This is a genomic window from Amycolatopsis oliviviridis, assembly GCF_014654365.1.
Classification (GTDB): Bacteria; Actinomycetota; Actinomycetes; order Mycobacteriales; family Pseudonocardiaceae; genus Amycolatopsis; species Amycolatopsis oliviviridis.
Map to the genome: position 1 here is coordinate 68326 of NZ_BNAY01000016.1, position 17430 is coordinate 85755.

Genomic DNA, 17430 nt, shown 5'->3' on the forward strand with positions numbered 1-17430 from the left:
CTAGAACTAATACGAATTCCGTTCCCGCGACCGGAACGCGGATTCGACCGGCCCCCGGCGAAATTGGTCAGGGAGATGACTTTGGACCCTATGCCGGAAGCGCGGCCGGTCCGCACTAGGAGTCCCTTGTGGACTCTTTTTCCCGGACCGCGCCGTAACGATCCCGGCTCGCCGCCCGACTCAACCAGGGATCGGTCCGGAACCCGATCGGCGAGGCGGACGACGAGTGGCTCGAATGGTTTTCCACCGTCCGGTGGGTGGACGGTGAGGGACGGCCCGCCGCCGGTGTGGAACGCGGTGCCGCCGAGGAATCCGCGGTTCGTCGGGCGTGACCCCGTGCTGGCGGGGATGCGAGACCACCTCTCCAAGGGACGGCCTGGACTCGCGCTGACCGGTATGGGCGGGATCGGGAAGACCCAGATCGCCCTCGAATACCTCTACCGCCACGTGGACGATTACGACGCCGTCTGGTGGATCTCGGCCGCCGACATCAAGTCGGTACGCGAGTCGTTCGCCGAACTCGGTCAACGGCTCGCGGTCGGCCATGACGCCCGCGCGGCGCTGCGGGCTCTTGCCGAAGGCGTGCCGTCCGGACGATGGCTCGTGGTCCTCGACGGGGCATCCGGGCCCGTCGAGATCGAGCCGTATCTGCCCGACGGCCCTCATGGGCATTTCATCGTCACGTCCCGGAATCCGGAGTGGCCCTTCCCCACGTTCGGCATCGAAGTCTTCAGCCGCCGGGAAAGTCTGCGGCTGCTGACCCTCCGGGACACCGGGATGACCGCCGAGGACGCGGACAGGATCGCCGAGGCGGTGGGCGACCTGCCCTTGGCGATCGAGCAAGCGTCGGCCTGGATCGCCGTCACCGGCGACACACCCGAGACCTACCTGCGCATGTTCGACAGCGCGCTGAAGGAACTGACGTCCTCCGGAGAGTCGCCCCAGGCCGATCTGTCCGCGATCTGGACGGTTTCCCTGCGGACGCTGTCCGAGAAACACCCCGGCGCGGAGGCACTTCTCGGCCTGCTGACCTTCTTCGAGGCCACCCGGATCAGCCGAGCAGACCTCAAGACGGTGCCGACCGTCGAGATACCGGCCGCGCTCGAACGAGTCCTCACCGACCCCGTCGAGCAGAGCAAAGCGCTCCGGGAGCTGAACCGCTACGCGATCGTCAAGATCGATCACCGCCAAGGAACCCTGCAGGTGCACCGGCTGGTCCGCGACGCCGTGCAGCGACGGCTCGACGAAGACACCGCCGACCAGCTGGGCAGGCTGGCGAACGTGCTCGAAGACCGGGTCGCCGTCGACGTCGAGTGGTCCACCGACACCCCCGCCGAAGTCGACCTGCTCAAACGCGACGCGCTGGCCGCGGTGCTGACCCGGCGGCTCACCGAGACACGGGAACGCGACCCGAGGTCGTCACTGCTCATCCATCTGGACGGGGCCTGGGGCTCCGGCAAGAGCACGCTGCTCAACTTCCTGGGAAGACGGCTCACCGGAAGCGGATATCTCGTGGTCCGCTACGACGCCTGGCAGCAGTCACGGCTGTCACCGCCGTGGTGGTCCTTGCTTTCGGCGTTGCGGCGGAAGGTCGTCACCGACCGGAAGCGGTGGGAGCGGGGCCGGCTTCGGCTGCGGGAGACCGCGGAACGCGCGCGCCGGTCGGGTGCGCAGTACCTGCTGGCGCTGGTCCTGCTTTCGGTGACCGCGGGCGGCCTGGCCCTCGCGGTCAGGGCCGCGATCGGCGGCGCGGGCCCGTTCGCGGAGGTCCTCAAAATCACCGCCCCGGCCGTGACCGCGCTCGGGATCCTGTGGACCGGATCCAGGGTCGCGGCCCGGATGCTGTTGTGGGGTTCGGCGCGCGGCGCGCGGCTGTTCGAGCAATCGGACACCAACCCGATGGGCAGGGTGGCCGAACACTTCGACTGGCTCCTGCGCCATTCGCGCAAACCCGTCGTCTTCCTGATCGACGACCTCGACCGCTGCAAGGACGTCCAAGTGGTCGAATCGATGGAAGCGATCCAGACACTGGTGCGGGACGCGCCACGACGGCACGATCCGGCCGCCCCGCTGCCTCCGGCCGCGTACTTCGTCGTCGCCGCCGACGGGGCCTGGCTGCGCAAGGCTTACGCCGCCGAGTACGGTGCGACGGATTCCCTCGGCTACCAGTTCCTGGACAAGCTCTTCCAGCTCACCGTGCCGATGCCCGCCCTGAGCGCCACGGCACAGCAACGATTCCTCGGCAGGCTCCTGCGGCCCGGTAGCGCCGAAACCGTTCCCTGGCAAGAAGTCGAGCAGGCCAAGGAACGCATCGGGGACGCGGACGGCAACGAACAGGCCGTCGTCGGCACCCTCGCGGCGATGAGCCCCGAACTGCGGGACGCGGTCGCCGTCGACGCCACCCATGCCCTGCTGGGGACTTCGGCGCGCACTCAGCGAGAGCACATCCTCCGCAAATTCGCGCCGCTTCTGCCGCCGAACCCACGAAGTATCAAGCTGTTCCTCAACAACTACACGATCCTGCGTGCCGTGCGGACCCTGGAAGGCGTCGCGGTCGACATCGACTCCCTCGCACTGTGGACGATCCTCCGGCATCGCTGGCCCGCCGTCGCCGACGCCCTGCAACGAGAACCCGACGCCGTCCGGGGAATCATCGAACCGCTGTGGTGCTCGGAAACCTTTCCCGACGAGCTACAGGCCATGGCGCGCTCGCCCGAACTCAGGGCGGTGGTCATGCACCGGCCCGGCGGCCCCCTGACCCCCGACGTCATCCGCCAGTGCTGCGGTACCGCCTGAACCGCCGGTCGGTGGCCGGTGACGGAAACCGTCGTCAACCCTGGTCGTCGAACCAGAGCTGGTCTTCGGCGTTGTCGAGGCAGTCGTACTGGAAAGCACGCGCGCCGTTGACGTTGTTGGCGCCCTGCACCGCCAATCCATACCCTGGCGTTTCCGGCAGCTTCCGCCCGGCCGAGTGCCGGCTGGGTGACGTTGTGAAGGCCACTTTCGCAACCTTGAAGGTTGTGAAAGTGGCCTTCACAACACCCGAAGGCGGTGCGTCAGGCCAGTGGCGTCCACGAATTCCTCGTGGACGCCGATCTACCCAAAGAAGCCCCGATGCATCGTCTTCGTCCTGTCCTGGACGCGGGACCTCGACTGCATCGCGATCGACCCGGGCCGCATCCTCTCCGTCACCTGGCGCTGCGAGACTCCAGCGCCGCCGCGTCACCAGAGGTGACTGAGCGCACCTTTATCGCGTGCGGGCCGGCTCTCGATGAAGTCGTCGTCCGCGAGCCCTTTGATCAGAGCCGCCAGCGTAGCGCCGTCGGCGGGCATGAGCGTGACCGATCCGTAGCTCCGCACGACGACGTACCGGCCATCATTACTATCCACAAAGGACAGTGAGCGGCTGGTCGTCAGTTCTTTCCCGGAGACTCCCGACCGCGCCGCACTCGCCTGTCCGGTCGCCTTCGCCCTCGACAGGACACGCAGGAACCACTCGGCGCCACCAGGGTCCACCCCGTGCTCGATCAACGAGCGCTTCCCGGCGCCGAGCAGTCCCGATCGCCGCCACGCCCGGCCCGACCGGATGAGTGCGAGTTCGTTCACCCGGAGAGGCCGTCCGGTGCCCGGCGGGGGGTCGGGCAGCACCTCCAGCATGCCTTCCGCCATCCTCGTCGCGTTCATCCATCCCAGTTGCACGGTCTCGTCCCGCATCATCACGCGCAGCGCCCGGCCGGTGGGCTGAGGAAAACAGCCGATCGCCGTCCGTCCGGTGGAGTCGTTGTAGCGCAGGGAAAGCGCGAGGTCGCGGTCGTCCATCGCCCGGAAGGCCTGCACCAGATCGCCGTCGAGGTTGCCCGCGTCTCCGAGGCTGTTGGACGTCAGCCATCGATGTGCGCGAGCCTGACACTCTCGTCGCTCCGCGTCATCGCGGCCGTGGCGGCGCACCGCGAGAGGGGACGGCATGGGCCCGAGACCGAGCCTTTCCCACACCACTTCGTAGACCAGCACGGGAAGGGCAGGCAGCGCCATCGTCACCGAACTGCGGATCACCTCGACACTCCCGCCTGCCTGCTCGCCGGAGCGGGTCCAGCCCGGTTCGCAGCACGTTTTCCGGCCACGGTCACCGGCGACCGCCAGGACCCGCCGGCCGGTTCGGCCGACACCTTGATCGTATACGTTGCGAGGGTGTCAGCGGAACTTTCGCCGAAGTCCTTGAGTGTGCCCTGAGGGCATGGTTTCCACTGGTCCCTTCGACCTCAGCCAATCAGGCTGTTCGATCAAAGGGGCGGAACATGCACAGGAGATTGCGGCTCGCCGTGGTGATCCCCGCGGTCGCGGGTGGCCTGCTCGCGGGAATGACCCCCGCGGTGGCGGACCCCGGCACGCTGAACACCACCGGTATCCCGGCGCGCTACGCCGAACAGGCCCTGACCTGGCGCCAGTGCACCGCCGAGGACGTGCCGGATCAACCCGAGGCGGCGAAGATCCTGGAATGCGCGACGTTCGCCTCCCCGCGCGACTGGGAGCGCCCGGGCGACCGGCAGGACGTGACGATCGCGATCAGCAGGCTGAAATCCACCGGCGCGACGACGGCGTCCGTACTCACCAACCCCGGTGGCCCGGGAGCGCCGGGCCGCTCGTTTCCCGCCTCGCTGAGCAAGCAGGCCAAGCTGCGTGAGCACCAGGAGATCATCGGCATCGACACCCGCGGCACCGGCAGGAGCACGAACATCTCGTGCGGCGGGGCGGGCGCCGCCAATGAGACCCACGACCCGCGCGACCGCGACCCGCGCAATCTGAACCTGCTCCTGGACGCGCTGGAATACACCACGAAATCCTGCGAGCGGACGTCCGGCGAACTCGTCAGGTTCGTCGACACTTTCCACAACACCAAGGACCTGGACCTGCTGAGGGTCCTGCTCGGCCGGAAGAAGATCAACTGGATCGGTTACTCGGCGGGCACCTGGCTCGGCGCGCACTACGCCCAGCGGTTCCCCGACCGCGTCGGCCGGTTCGTGCTGGACTCGTCGGTCGACTTCACCTCGACCTGGTCGACGTCGTTCGACCTGCAGCCCATGGGTTACGAACGCCGCTGGCGGCAGGACTTCCTGCCGTGGGCCGCGGCCCACGACGACCGCTACGGACTCGGTACCTCCGGCGAGCAGGTCCGACAGACCTTCGAGAAGATCCGGTACGCGCTGACCCGTGCTCCGGTGGAGGTCGGCGGCACGAAGATCGGCCCGGTCGACCTGGACGGCCGTTTCGTCGGCCTGCTCAAGACCAAGCACGCCTTTCCCGGCCTGGCCGGTTTCCTGTCCCAGCTCAAGACGCTGACCGGGAACGACGAGCCGGAGCAGGTCAAGGCGCGGGCCAGGGCCGCGATCGCCGCCGCACCGGCCGAGCCGGACCCCACCGACACCATGCTCGCCGTCCTGACCGCCGTCCGATGCAACGACAACCCCGAGCCCGGCGATCGGCGGTCGGTGATCCGCAGGTCGCAGAAGTTCCTCGACCAAGGCGAACTGCTCGCCGGCGGGTACTGGATGTTCATCCAGAACTGCATCTTCTGGGAAGGCACGCCCCGTCCGCAGCCCACGATGAACGGCAAGGGTGTCCCACCGGTGGTGATCGTCCACTCGGTGAACGACCCGGCCACGCCCATCGAGGGCGCCAGGAAGGCACACACCGCGTTCGAGAACTCCCGGCTGCTGACCGTCACCGGCGAGGGTGACCACGGCATCTACGGATTCGGCAACCTGGCCGTGGACAAGGTCGTCGACGCCTACCTGGTCGACGGCGTGGTCCCGAAGGACCAGAGCGTGCCGGGCACTCCGCTGCCCGCCCCCTCCTGAGGCGGCCGGTTCTCCCGCCCAGGGACGATCTCCGGCCTGACAGCTGATCGACAGGTCGGTCAGTTCCGCGGGTCCAGCAGCAGCTTCCCGGAAGTACGGCGCGACTCGATGTCCACGTGCGCTCGTTCGGCCTCGTCCAGCGAATAACGCCTGGTGACCTCGATCGTCAGCTTTCCCTCGCCGATCTTGTCGAACAGGTCGCGGGCGTGTTCTCGCAGCAGTTCCGGGGTGTGGACGTGGTCCGCGAAAACGGCGTAAGAGACCTTGATGCTCTTGGGCAGGTCCGTCAGCCGCACCTGGGGGATGTCGCCGATCAGCGGGCCGTAGTAGACGAGCGTGCCCGCACGTCGCAGCACCTCGATCGAGAACTCGAAGGTGGAGGCCCCGCCGCCGTCGAAAACCGCGTGTACTCCCTCACCGCCGGTGAGTTCCTTGACCCGTTCGACGAAGGCGCCGCCGGTCGAGACGAGCACGTCGTCCGCGCCCGCCGCTCGCGCGACCGGCACCTTCTCTTCCCTGGACACCAGCCCGATCACGTGCGTTCCGCGTAGTTTCAGCAGCTGGGTGACCATCCGGCCGACCCCGCCGGCGGCGGAATGGACCAGCGCCACCTGCCCCTTCCCGAGCGGGGCGATCTCCGTCACGAAATGATGCGCGGTCAGCCCCTGCATCATCGTCGCGGCGGCGATGTCACTGGGCACGTTGCCCGGAACCGGGACGACCTGATCCGCCGGGATCACCACCCGCTCCGCGTAGCTGCCATAGGCATAGACCCAGGCGACGCGATCGCCGACGGCGAAATCGGTGACGCCTGCTCCCACTGCCGCGACCCTTCCCGCCCCTTCCACCCCGGGGACGAACGGAAGCCCTTGGGGCAGCCCGTATCCGACCCGGGATCCGGTATCCATGAAGTTGACGCCCGCGAACTCGATGTCCACGAGCAGCTGACCGGGACCTGGCACCGGATCCGGCCGGTCGCGCACCTTCAGCACCTCGGGACCACCGAACTCTTCCACCACTACAGCACGCATCGAAATTCCTCGTATCCCTTTCACATCAAGAACAACGGCGGAGATTCCGGTTGATCACCGCGCGCTGGACCGAGCTTAAGAGCGATTTTTTGTACCGGCAAGTACAGAAATGGGGATCGCGCCGCCGATTCCTTGTGGGGCTCCGGCAGAATGCCTGCTGATTCGGGCAGGACAGATCAAATATGGGTGATCTACCGAATGATCTGATGAAACGGGCCGACGACAACGCACGAGCCGAGCTTGGCCGAATCCTCAACCCCGGCCGAGCCGGAACCTCATCCGGCAGATCACGGCGTCCGAGCGCCGCCGCAACGCCCTGGCGAGCACGGCGCCACGCTGGTTCTGCAGGATCCGCTGCCACCAGTGCTCCGGTTCGACTTCGGCGATCAGCACGAACACATGCTGATCCCGTACCGAGGCGAGGTGCTCGACCAAAGGCACGCCGAGGCGGCGGCGTTCGTCGTGGAGCTGGACCAGCTGGACCTCGGGATGCCACTCTTCCCATGCCGCGACGAACTCCTGGGCCGAACGCTCCTCGTCTGGATGGGTGACGTGCACGGCTTCGACCCGGTCGCCGAGGGACAGCGCCGCGGCCAGCGCGTCCCGGGTCAGGCGCGACACCGTGTGGACCGGCACCACGACGAGCGATCGCGACGGCCGGGGCGGCGCGGGGGTCTTGCCGAGTCCGAGCCGGCGGCCGATGCGGTCGTAGCTGCGGTTCACCCATTCCATGATCAGCACCAGAAGCGGGAGCGTGACGACGATCAGCCAGCCGCCTTCGCCGAATTTCGTCACCGTGACCACGATCGCGGCGCTTGCGGTGAGGAGCGCGCCGAAGCCGTTGAGCGTGGCTTTTCCCGCCCAGCCGTCGGGACGATGCGTGCGCCAGTGCCGGATCATGCCGAACTGCGACAAGGTGAACCCGACGAACACACCGATCGCGAACAACGGCACCAGGGTGTTCATGTCGCCGTCGGAGACGATCAGCAAGATCGCGGAGGTGATCGTGAGGAAGCCGACGCCGTAACGGAACACCTGGCGTTCGGCGCGCAGCGCGAACACGTGCGGGAGGTTGTTGTGCTTGGCCAGCAGTTGCGCGAGCACCGGCAGCCCGCCGAACGAGGTGTTGGCGGCCAAGGCGAGCAGCACGACCGTGGAGAACTGGACGACGTAGAACCCGAAACCGTCGCCCAAGGCCGCGGTGGTGACCTGCGAAAGCACGGTCACGCCGTCGACCGGGTGGATCGAGAACTTTTCGATCAGGGCCGCGATCCCCAGCAGCATCACCGCGAGCAGCGCGCCGAGCGCGATCTCGGCCCGCTGCGCGCGCCGCACCCTCGGTTTGCGGAACGACGGCACGGCGTTGGCGATGGCCTCCACCCCGGTCAGTGCGGCACACCCATTGGCGAAAGCCTTGAGCAGCAGCAGTACTCCGACGGTCTGCAGGCTCTGCGCCTGTTCCGGAGCGGCGATCGCGGCCGCGGGTTCGTCCCGGATCAGCCCGGCCACCACGACGAGCAGGATCGCGCCGACGTAGACGATGGTCGGCGCGATGAACACGCGGGCGCTTTCCGCGATACCGCGCAGGTTCACGGCGGTGACCAACGCCAGGACGGCGAGACAGAGCCAGAGCGTGTACGGCAGCAGCCCGGGGAACGCCGACGTCAGCGCGGCCACCCCGGCGGCCACCGAGACGGCGACGTTGAGCACGTAGTCGACGATCAACGACGCCGCGGCGACCAGGGAAGCCCGCCTGCCGAGGTAGGCACGGCTGACCCCGTACGCACCGCCACCGTCCGGGAACGCCGCGATCACCTGCCGGTAGGACAGGGTCAGCACGCCGAGCAGCAACGCGATGGCGAGGGTGACCGGCATGGTCAGGCCGAGGCCGGCGCCGCCCGCGACGGCCAGCACGATCACGATGGCTTCCGGGCCGTAGGCCACCGACGCCATCGCGTCGAGGGACAAGGCGGCCAGACCACCGACCACCGAAAGCCGATGCCGCTCCGTCCGGTCGACGGGCTTGCTGCGCGAAAGAGTGATACTCACGCCGCTCAGGCTGCGGTTCCCGTCGCGAGAACTTGAGGGCGTTGACGCGATCTTCACGCGAGGCCCGGCGTTTCAGACAGGCGCCTGACACCGCGATGAAGCCGGCCAGGTCGCGGCGGGAAACCCGCGTCAGCTCGGCAGGAGCGCCCCGGTGAGCGCGATCACGGTTCCGGCACCGGCCGCGGCGAGGATCGTGGTCACGACGCCGCGCCGGAACACGAGCAGCAGGATCGCGGCACCGGCGAGGACGGCGTATTGCCATGCCTGGGTCAGGCTGAGCGCGAGCGGGATCGCGGAGCCGAGGATCGCGCCGACCGCGGCCGGACCGGCGCCGTCGAGGAAGGCCCGCACGTTCGGGTTTCCGCGGAACCGGTCGAAGTGCTTGGCGCCGAAGAGGATGAACAGGAACGACGGCGTGAAGGCGACCAGGGAGGCCAGGATCCCGCCGGTGAGACCGGCCGCGGCATAACCGACGACCGCGACGGTCTGCACCACCGGACCCGGGGTGACCTGCCCGAGCGCGACCGCGTTGAGGAATTGCCCGGCGGTCATCCAGTGGTAGGTGTTCACCGCGTCGTCCTGCATCAACGGGATGATCACGAAGCCGCCGCCGTAGGACAGCATCCCGACTTTGAGCGCCACCCACGCCACCGAAGCGAACACCCCGGCGCCCGCGGCCGCGGCGGCCAAGGACTGTGCGGGAACGGCCAGCAGGGCGGTGCCCGGCTCGCCGCGGCGTGCGCGGTTCACGGTCAGTTCGATCATGCCGCAGCCCAGCAGAACGAGCACCAGCCACGGGCCGAGCAGAGCGGCCGACGCGACACCCGCGAGGACGTACAGGACCCAGCGTACGCGGCCGGTGGTGGCGGCACGCCGCCATCCTGCCGGGACGAGGCCTGCTCCCGCGTGCACCGCCACGGCCGCGACAGCCGCGCCCGCACCCGCTCCCGCGCCGCGAACCCAGGCGGGCGGGGACCCGGCGAGGAACAGCGCGGCCAGCGCCAGGATCACGACGAGACCGGGCAGGATGAACGCCGCACCTCCGGCCAGGGCTCCGGCGCGGCCACGCACCCGCCACGCGGTGAAGATCGCCAGCTGGGTCGACGCGGGGCCGGGCAGCAGGTTGCAGGCGGCGATCGCGTCCTCGAACTCCTGGTCCGACAGCCAGCCCCGGCGCTGCACGCACAGCTTGCGGAGCAGGGCGATGTGGGTGGGCGGGCCACCGAAGCCGATGCAGCCGATCCGGCCCCATTCCCGCAGCACGGTCCCCAGGCTCGCCGCGTATTCGTCCTTTGTGGACTTTCCTGGCGTCGTGTCCTCCCGATCGGGCTGTGCCGTCATCGGGCGGCGGGCTGGAACAGCTCGACCGGATTGCCGGCGGGATCGTCGAAAACGATCTGGCGGCCGCCGGGGCCGGTGACGACGTCGCTGCGGAACTCGACGCCCGCGGCGCGCAGTCCGGAGACTTCGGCGTCGATGTCGTCGACGATGAGGTGGATGCGGTTCCAGCCGCCCGGTCCCGGTTTCGTCCCGTCCGGCATCGGACGGCCCGCCGAGCTGGCCGGGCCGCTGAGGAGCAGCCGGAGATTCCCGCGTACCACATCGGCGAACGCCGGCAGCGCGCTGGTGCGCACGGCGAAGTCCAGGTTCCGGGTGTAGAACTCGACGTCGTCGACCAGGTAACGCACACTCACCAATTCCTGGGTCATCGGGTTTTCACCTCATCGATCCGGGCGGTCAGGAACCCGATCCGGCGGTCCAATTCGCCGGCGAGGCGACGGAACGCCGGATAGGCTCCACCCGCGTCATCGGTTTCCTTGGCCGGGTCGGGCAGGCTCCAATGGACGAGGCGCGGGTGCCCGGGAAACTCCGGGCAGACCTCGCGGACGCGGTCGCACAAGCTGATCACCCAATGGAATCGCCGACGCCGAAGACCGTCCACATGGGACGGTTCGTGCTCCAGTGCGATACCGCGCTCGGCGAGGGCGCGCACCGCGCCGGGATGCAACGGCTTCGGATGACTGCCCGCGCTGGACACCTCGACCGTCGAACCTGCTCGGTGCCGCAGCAGCGCCTCGGCCATCGGCGACCGGCCACTGTTTCCGGTGCACACGAACAGCACCTTGATCCGGGACGCGGCTCTCGTCGCGTTCGCGGCGTCCGGTGCGAGAGCGGGATGCAGCGAACTCCCCGCCTCGGCGAGCGCGACGGCGCACCGCCCCAGATCGAGGTGGTAGTAGGTGTCACGACCGTCGAAACTGCTCCGCCGCGCCGTGACCAGCTCCGCCGCCCGCAGCTTGCGCAAGTGATAGGACACCAGGTTCTGCGGCTGCCCGACCGCTTCCACCAGCTCCCGCACCCGGCGGTCGCCGTGCGACAACTCGCGCAGCAGCCGCCAGCGCAGAGGATCACTCGCCAGCCGTACGAACGGCGGCGGTTCGTGCATCTCGACGGTCACCACGCGCCGAAGATACATCAACCCAGGTTGATATATCCAGACCCCGGCGTCAGGTGAGCACGACGGACCCTCGGCTGTCCCCTGTGGACACCGGAAACACGTCCGCCATTCGGCTACTGGTCGGAGGCGGGAGACGGAGCGAAGAGGGTTCGCAGGGTTTCAGTGGCTGTGTCGCGTAGCCAGCGGTGGGCGGGGTCGTCGTGGTGCCGCTGGTGCCAGAGCAGGTGCAGGGGTACGTCGGGAAGTTCGAGTGGCAGCGGCAGGGTGACCAGGCCGAGGTGGTGGCGGGCGGCACGGGTGGCCGCCTCGGGCAGGGTGACCACGAGGTCGGTGTCCCGGGCGAGCTGCAGGGCGGTGGCCGTGGTGGGGGCGGAGGCGATGACGTGTCGCTCGTGCCCGAGCGCGGCGAGAGCGTCGTCGATCCGGTCGCGCAGGCGTCCGCGCCGGGAGACGGTGAGGTGTTCGGCCGCCGCGTACCGCTCGGCGGTCGCGGGCAGCTCGGTGAGCGGGTGGCCAGGGCGGACGGCGACGGCGAGCCGGTCATGACCGACGAGGTGGTGCCGGAGGTCGGGCAGGGACGGCGGGCCGGCACTGGAAGCGAGGTCGACCTCGCCTCGACGCAGCTCGGGGGTGTCGTCGCCGGGTTCGGCGGTGAGACGCAGCCGCACGCCAGGAGCCTGGCGGTGCACCGCGGCGATCAGGGCGGTTCCGCAGGCGGTGGTGAGAGCGTCGTGCCAGCGGACGGTGAACACCCGATCCAACGTCGCCAGGTCGAGTTCCGCCTGAGCCGACAGCAAGTGGTGTGCCTGCCGCACCAGGGCGTGGACTTCGGTGCGCATGGCCACCGCACGGGTCGTGGGTGTCATGTGGCGTCCGGTGCGGACGAGGATCTCGTCGCCGGTGGCTTTGCGGATGCGGCCCAGTGAACGGCTCATCGCCGGTGCGGTGACATGCAGGCGAGCCGCGGCCCCGGCCACGCTGCCCTCTTCCAGCAAGGCGTCGAGAGCGGTGAGCAGGTTCAAATCCAGTTGCATGTCGGTAATTGTATAAGTGCGATACATGCACTTGTTGTTAATGGCCGAGGTCTCTAAGTTCGAAGTGCGGGGCCGAGGAAAGCACTCACTGCCGCCCCGTTTCCCCTGAAACCAAGGAGTACGGCCATGAGCACAGCCATGCCTTTCGACCTCGACGCGACGCTGTTGCCCGCGGTGACCGCCGTGGTGAAGGACGCCGGAGTCACCCTGCGGGAGCGCTACACGACCCATGCCCGAGGCGTGAGCCTGAAGGAGGTCGTCGGCGAGATCTACGCGAATGACGAGGCGGTCCTCGCCGTCATGCGGGAACCGCTGCTCCAGGCGAGGCCGGGCTCGCAGTGGGCCGAGGACGAACTGGCGGGAGGGGCACTCCCGCCGGGCGAGTGGTGGATCGTCGACCCGGCCGAGGGCAACGTCAATCACGTCCACGGCATGCCGGACTGGGCCGTCACCGCCACTTTGGTGCGCGACGACCAGCCCATCCTCACGGTCGTTCACCTCCCGCTGACCGGCGAAACGTACACCGCCACCGCCGGTGGTGGCGCCCACCTCGACGGCCGTGCCCTGAGCGTCTCGGCCAAGAGCGACCTGGGTGCCGCGCTGATCGGCACCGGCCAGGCCAGGCCGGGCGAGAGCACCGAGACCTTCCGCCGGATCGGCGAATCGGTCACCGCCATGCTCACCGCCGGCCTCGTCGTGCGCGTGTCCGTCCCGGCCACGCTGCAGCTCATCCAGGTCGCCGCCGGACGCATGGACGCCTTCTGGCAGTTCTCCGACGTCCGCTCCGGCCTCGTCGCCGGCGCCCTGCTGGTCACCGAGGCCGGCGGCACCGTCACCGACCTGGACGGCAAGCCCTGGAACGCGGCAGGCCGCGACTTCCTCGCCGCCGGCCCCGGCGTGCACGCCGCCGCGCTCGATGTCCTTTCCGCGATCTGACCAGTTCGTCCCAGTCACAAAGGAGAACCCACCATGACCGACATCGGCGTCCTCGGCTCAGGTCGCGTCGGCACGAACCTCGCCCGCGCCCTGGCCGCGGCGGGCCACCACGTCACCCTCGGCCGCCGCGAGGCCGGCGACGAGACAGCCGCGGCACCCGCAGGGATCCGCCACGCCGATCACGCGACCACCGCCCGCACCGCGGACATCGTGATCAACGCGACCCCCGGCGACAGCACGCTGGAGCGGCTCACCGCACTGCGCGCCGAACTCGCGGGCAAGATCCTCATCGACGTCTCCAACGCGACCCACGACGCGGCCGACGGTCTGCCCGGCGCTCTGTGTTATCCCGGCGGCAGTCTCGCCGAACAGCTCCAAACCGCCCTGCCCGGCACCCAGGTCGTCAAAACCCTCAACACCATGCTGTTCATGGTCATGACCGCACCGGACGCGCTGACCTCCCCGCCCACCGCCTATCTCTCCGGAAACGACGAAAAGGCCAAGAAAACCGTCGCCGGGCTGCTCGCGGAGCTGGGCTGGGATCCCGCCTGGATCGAGGACCTCGGCGACATCACCACCGCCCGCGCCACCGAAGCCATGATCCTCGTCGTCCCGCACATCTTGCGCCGCAACGGCTTCACCCCCTTCGCCGTCTCCCTCGCCCGCTGAATCCAAGGGCAGGAACGCGATGGCGCGATCGGCAGAAGAGCGGTCCATCGGAACGTCGAAGGTGCCGTGCAGAACCCGTGATGCCGCGGGGTGGGAGGGGCCGGTGTCATCCCCTCCCACGCCGGAACTCGGCCGGTCTCACCTCACCCGATGAAGTAGCACTGGAAGACCAGGTCGTCGAGGCGGATGGTGCCGCCCTGCCCGGTGGTGCCGTAGTCGACGATCCGGACGAACACGGAGGTCCGGCTTCCCAGCGTCCAGCGGTCGGTGTAGATCTGCTGGTAGTTCTCACTGCCGGCGTGCTCGGAGAGCCTGCGGTAGAGCTGGTTGCCGTTGCGGTCCCAGATTTCGATGGCCACTTCCTGCCGTATCACCATGGGCTTGATCCAGATCGCGGCGGCGCATTCGGTGTCCGGGCGGCCCGAAACCGATCCGGTGGGTATCTCGATCTGCTGGTAGGCCCACCCTCCCGGCTGCACGCCGAGCCAGCCAGAGTTGTTGCCGGTGCGAGCGCTGCTGGGAATGTTGATATTGAACCCGCCGCCGGAGGAGTGACTGCCGGCGATGGACCATTTCGCCGAGGGATTGAATTCGTAACCGTCCTGGTAGGACATGAGGCCGGCCTGTGCCGTCCCGATACCCAGCGGCGCCAGCAGTGCCAGGATCGCAGCGGTGGCGAGCAGTCTCCCGCGGGTGCGGGTGGACTTTCGGATTTTCCCCATTTTCCCCGGTCTTTCTCGTGTGGAATGACGGTGGTGCGCCACAAAGGTAGCGAGCTCGCGGCGTTCGCCGACCGGTCCGAACGGCGGGTTAGAGGGCAGGAGTCGATGCCCGATCGGGCTATTAAGCGTTGAACAGAACAGCTTCGACGCCAAGTTAAGTCCACAGTGGACATAAACTCTTCGCGTCACGGTGGCGGGTTTCGCGTCAGCGCGCCCGCCAGGCCGAGCGCCACCCCGACACACACTCCCAGCATCGTGCGCGGCATCCGCAGGTCGTGCACAATCACCACGACGAACGCCAGCGCCAGATCCGAACGGATCATCGGACCACTTCCCTTCGGTGCGCTTGGCCACACGCCACTCCAGCTCGATGCGCTGGAGGACGACACAGGGCGGAAGAACTGCCGTCCGGCGCGGATCCGCGATCGGCGGAGACTCGCTCGACAGGCAACCGGCGTCCGCGCAAGGTCGACCGGCCCCGGACGATTACGAGAGATCGAAGGGAGCGGGGAAGTGGCCTTCCCAGATCTGGCGGGATGCCTGTTCGGGGTAGGGCAGAGTCTTCGACTCGGTGTCCAGGACGCGAGTGAGGTGCCCGCCGGGCCGGTGAGCGGACCAGCCCGCGTCGCCGGTGGTGACGAAGCGGACCCACGCCTCCTGGAGTTCGCGGGAGAGCGCGACGGCCTCAGGGGTGGGCTCCTCGCCGATGAGCTGGGTGCCGACGGGGCTGTCCAGCGTGCCGAACGCCAGGGGCACGTCGAGGCTGTGACAGGCACCCAGGATGCCGCCGAGGGCGGGGGCGACCCAGCACAGTTCGAACAGGTACGAGGTGCCGCCGGCTGCGGCGTTCGCCTCGGCCAGCTTCTGTGACGGCATGCGGAAAAGAGCGTCGGAGTACACCGTTTCCACCAGTTCCTCCGGACCCGCCTGCGGGAACGCGGCACGGTAGGCGCGCGCGCCGTCCGGCTGCGGGGCTTGCAGTTCCAGGGCCGCGTGGGCGTCCTCCTCGGTGAAGGTGCCATACCGTCCGCTGACGACGCTGAAGTACCGGAATTCGTCCCGGGCATGACCGACGAGCAGTTCGGTCCCGCTCGCTCGCGCGCCGGTCAGCGCGGGCCAAGGCGTTTCCGGGAGGACCTCCCCGTCGACGACGGGACACAGCGCGGTGCCGGCCTCCGTCAGGCGTCCCCAGTTCTCCCGGTGCGCGTGGAGGCCGGCGTTGAAGGAGGTGAGCTCGGCGGCCAGGCGCCACGGGTCGATGTCGCGCAGGACCTCGGCGGTGGGGGCCGCCGAGCCGAGCCGGTCCGCGAACGCGGCGGTGACCTGCCGTCCCAGCGCGGGGGTGCTGTGCAGTCCCGGCACCGAATGGGCGATGGCCCGCCGGAACAGGCCGCGCGCGGACTTCATCGTCAGCAGGGCGGCGACCGAGCCCGCCCCGGCGGACACCCCGCCCACGGTGACCCGGCCGGGGTCGCCCCCGAAGCCCGCGATGTTGCGCTGCACCCACTCCAGCGCCGCGATCTGGTCGAGGAATCCGCGGTTGGGCGGCACGTCGTCGAGGAACGCGAATCCCTCCGCGCCCACGCGACAGTTGATGGTCACGACGACGACTCCCGCTTCGGCCAGCGCCGCCGGGTCGTACATCGGGTCGCTCGACGCCGCCGAGAGGTAGCCGCCCACGGGGATCCACACCAGCACCGGCAGTCCCGCCGCGCCGGGATCCGGAGTGCCGACGTTGAGCGTCAGCCAGTCGGTGCCCTGCGGGGGCACGTCGATCGGCAGGGACAGCGGCACCACGGGGCCGAACTCGACCGCCTGCCTCGTCCCCTCCCAGCGGTGCGGCGGCGCGGGCGCGGCGAAGCGGAGCGCTCCCACCGGGGGCTGGGCGTAGGGGATACCGCGGAACACCGCGTGCCCCTGTCGTCGGCGCCCCTGCACAACGCCTTCCGTGGTCCGCACCTTCGGCTGTTCGGACATGACGATTCCTTCCCTCGGGCGGCCCAGGATTATGGGTCAGGTGTATTATGTCAACTGTATTGGAACAGTCCCGGGCATGAGGAAAGGGCCGGCGATGCCGAAACAGGTGGATCACCGCGGACGCCGCGAAGCGATCGCCCGCGCGCTTTGGCGGGTGGTGGAGCAGCGCGGCGTAACACACCTGACGATGCGCGTGGTGGCGCAGGAGGCGGGCATGTCACTCGGGCAGCTGCAGCACTACTTCGCCTCCCGGACCGCCATGCTCTCCTTCGCCATGGATTTCGCGTCCGAGCAGACCTCGGCGCGCGTACACCAGGGGCTCGAAAAACTCGGCGACCGTCCGCACCCCCGTGACGTGCTGCGGCTGACGCTCGCGGAAATGCTCCCCCTGCATGCCGACGCCCGCGCGACCAGCCGGATGAGCGCCGCCTACGTCCTGGAGGCGCTGCACGACGAGGCCGTGCACGAGCAGGCGCGCCGCGGCCTCGTCCGAGGGCGGGCCCTCGTCGAGCAGTCGGTCCGCCAGGCGATCGCCGACGGGCACATCGACTCCGGCCGCGACCCGGCGACCGAAGCCAACCTGCTCCTCGCCCTCACCGGCTTCACCTCCCTGATCGAACTCGACGTGATCGAGCCTCAGGACGCGCTCGCCGCGATCGACGTGCATCTGGACCGGCTGTTCAGGAACACGTGACCCGC

General features: G+C 69.0%; 15 protein-coding genes. 5 read left to right on the forward strand and 10 right to left on the reverse strand.

What is annotated here, in order from left to right; translation table 11 throughout:
* The first annotated feature begins 264 nt into the window (after nt 1-264).
* Nucleotides 265-2796: an FxSxx-COOH system tetratricopeptide repeat protein gene (gene fxsT, locus IE302_RS41120; RefSeq protein ID WP_229908302.1), complete on the forward strand. Its 2532-nt coding sequence runs from the start codon at nt 265-267 to the stop codon at nt 2794-2796.
* A gap of 426 nt (nt 2797-3222) precedes the next feature.
* On the opposite strand, the gene IE302_RS41125 is transcribed toward fxsT, so the two are convergent.
* The gene (locus tag IE302_RS41125) at nt 3223-4053 is read right to left on the reverse strand and encodes an ESX secretion-associated protein EspG (protein WP_229908304.1); all 831 of its coding nucleotides are present in this window, start codon (nt 4051-4053) and stop codon (nt 3223-3225) included.
* A gap of 242 nt (nt 4054-4295) precedes the next feature.
* Between IE302_RS41125 and IE302_RS41130 the strand changes: the two genes are divergently transcribed.
* Nucleotides 4296-5855 carry an alpha/beta hydrolase gene (locus IE302_RS41130; RefSeq protein WP_191259877.1) on the forward strand — a complete coding sequence of 520 codons (1560 nt, stop codon included), beginning with the start codon at nt 4296-4298 and terminating at the stop codon, nt 5853-5855.
* Nucleotides 5856-5914: 59 nt separating this feature from the next.
* On the opposite strand, the gene IE302_RS41135 is transcribed toward IE302_RS41130, so the two are convergent.
* The 6 genes from IE302_RS41135 to IE302_RS41160 form a co-directional block, all read right to left on the reverse strand.
* A complete protein-coding gene (locus tag IE302_RS41135; RefSeq protein WP_191259878.1) occupies nt 5915-6886 on the reverse strand; it encodes a quinone oxidoreductase family protein in 972 nt (323 codons plus the stop codon).
* Between the two features lie 252 nt (nt 6887-7138).
* The gene (locus IE302_RS41140) at nt 7139-8935 is read right to left on the reverse strand and encodes an APC family permease (RefSeq protein WP_191259879.1); all 1797 of its coding nucleotides are present in this window, start codon (nt 8933-8935) and stop codon (nt 7139-7141) included.
* A gap of 129 nt (nt 8936-9064) precedes the next feature.
* Nucleotides 9065-10276: a chromate efflux transporter gene (chrA, locus tag IE302_RS41145; protein WP_229908306.1), complete on the reverse strand. Its 1212-nt coding sequence runs from the start codon at nt 10274-10276 to the stop codon at nt 9065-9067.
* Complete coding sequence (locus IE302_RS41150) at nt 10273-10644, reverse strand: VOC family protein (RefSeq protein ID WP_191259880.1); 372 nt, start codon at nt 10642-10644, stop codon at nt 10273-10275. The genes chrA and IE302_RS41150 overlap by 4 nt, the downstream gene beginning before the upstream one ends.
* Nucleotides 10641-11411 (reverse strand): arsenate reductase/protein-tyrosine-phosphatase family protein, encoded by a 771-nt coding sequence (locus IE302_RS41155; RefSeq protein WP_191259881.1) that lies wholly within the window; start codon nt 11409-11411, stop codon nt 10641-10643. Before IE302_RS41155 ends, IE302_RS41150 begins: the two co-directional genes overlap by 4 nt.
* Before the next feature lie 95 nt (nt 11412-11506).
* Complete coding sequence (locus IE302_RS41160) at nt 11507-12427, reverse strand: LysR family transcriptional regulator (RefSeq protein WP_191259882.1); 921 nt, start codon at nt 12425-12427, stop codon at nt 11507-11509.
* A gap of 126 nt (nt 12428-12553) precedes the next feature.
* Here IE302_RS41160 and IE302_RS41165 point away from each other — a divergent pair, with 126 nt between their 5' ends.
* Nucleotides 12554-13363, forward strand: coding sequence for an inositol monophosphatase family protein (locus IE302_RS41165; protein ID WP_191259883.1), 810 nt, complete (start codon nt 12554-12556; stop codon nt 13361-13363).
* Between the two features lie 33 nt (nt 13364-13396).
* Nucleotides 13397-14032: an NADPH-dependent F420 reductase gene (locus tag IE302_RS41170; RefSeq protein WP_191259884.1), complete on the forward strand. Its 636-nt coding sequence runs from the start codon at nt 13397-13399 to the stop codon at nt 14030-14032.
* 143 nt (nt 14033-14175) lie between these two features.
* On the opposite strand, the gene IE302_RS41175 is transcribed toward IE302_RS41170, so the two are convergent.
* The 3 genes from IE302_RS41175 to IE302_RS41185 form a co-directional block, all read right to left on the reverse strand.
* Nucleotides 14176-14907, reverse strand: a complete 732-nt coding sequence (locus IE302_RS41175; RefSeq protein ID WP_191259885.1) for a hypothetical protein — start codon at nt 14905-14907, stop codon at nt 14176-14178.
* 32 nt (nt 14908-14939) lie between these two features.
* Complete coding sequence (locus IE302_RS41180) at nt 14940-15077, reverse strand: iron chelate uptake ABC transporter family permease subunit (RefSeq protein ID WP_229908333.1); 138 nt, start codon at nt 15075-15077, stop codon at nt 14940-14942.
* A 163-nt stretch (nt 15078-15240) separates the two neighbouring features.
* Entirely contained in the window at nt 15241-16731 is a 1491-nt protein-coding gene (locus tag IE302_RS41185) for a carboxylesterase/lipase family protein (protein ID WP_191259886.1), read from the reverse strand.
* Between the two features lie 76 nt (nt 16732-16807).
* Here IE302_RS41185 and IE302_RS41190 point away from each other — a divergent pair, with 76 nt between their 5' ends.
* Nucleotides 16808-17425 carry a TetR/AcrR family transcriptional regulator gene (locus IE302_RS41190; protein ID WP_229908308.1) on the forward strand — a complete coding sequence of 206 codons (618 nt, stop codon included), beginning with the start codon at nt 16808-16810 and terminating at the stop codon, nt 17423-17425.
* Nucleotides 17426-17430: the final 5 nt, after the last annotated feature.

Excerpts from the sequence above, each read along its gene's own strand:
- IE302_RS41130 (WP_191259877.1), top strand. The coding sequence starts at position 4,296 with ATGCACAGGAGATTGCGGCTCGCCGTGGTGATCCCCGCGGTCGCGGGT.
- IE302_RS41135 (WP_191259878.1), bottom strand. The coding sequence starts at position 6,886 with ATGCGTGCTGTAGTGGTGGAAGAGTTCGGTGGTCCCGAGGTGCTGAAG.
- chrA (WP_229908306.1), bottom strand. The coding sequence starts at position 10,276 with ATGACGGCACAGCCCGATCGGGAGGACACGACGCCAGGAAAGTCCACA.
- IE302_RS41150 (WP_191259880.1), bottom strand. The coding sequence starts at position 10,644 with ATGACCCAGGAATTGGTGAGTGTGCGTTACCTGGTCGACGACGTCGAG.
- IE302_RS41155 (WP_191259881.1), bottom strand. The coding sequence starts at position 11,411 with ATGTATCTTCGGCGCGTGGTGACCGTCGAGATGCACGAACCGCCGCCG.
- IE302_RS41160 (WP_191259882.1), bottom strand. The coding sequence starts at position 12,427 with ATGCAACTGGATTTGAACCTGCTCACCGCTCTCGACGCCTTGCTGGAA.
- IE302_RS41165 (WP_191259883.1), top strand. The coding sequence starts at position 12,554 with ATGAGCACAGCCATGCCTTTCGACCTCGACGCGACGCTGTTGCCCGCG.
- IE302_RS41170 (WP_191259884.1), top strand. The coding sequence starts at position 13,397 with ATGACCGACATCGGCGTCCTCGGCTCAGGTCGCGTCGGCACGAACCTC.
- IE302_RS41180 (WP_229908333.1), bottom strand. The coding sequence starts at position 15,077 with ATGATCCGTTCGGATCTGGCGCTGGCGTTCGTCGTGGTGATTGTGCAC.
- IE302_RS41185 (WP_191259886.1), bottom strand. The coding sequence starts at position 16,731 with ATGTCCGAACAGCCGAAGGTGCGGACCACGGAAGGCGTTGTGCAGGGG.
- IE302_RS41190 (WP_229908308.1), top strand. The coding sequence starts at position 16,808 with ATGAGGAAAGGGCCGGCGATGCCGAAACAGGTGGATCACCGCGGACGC.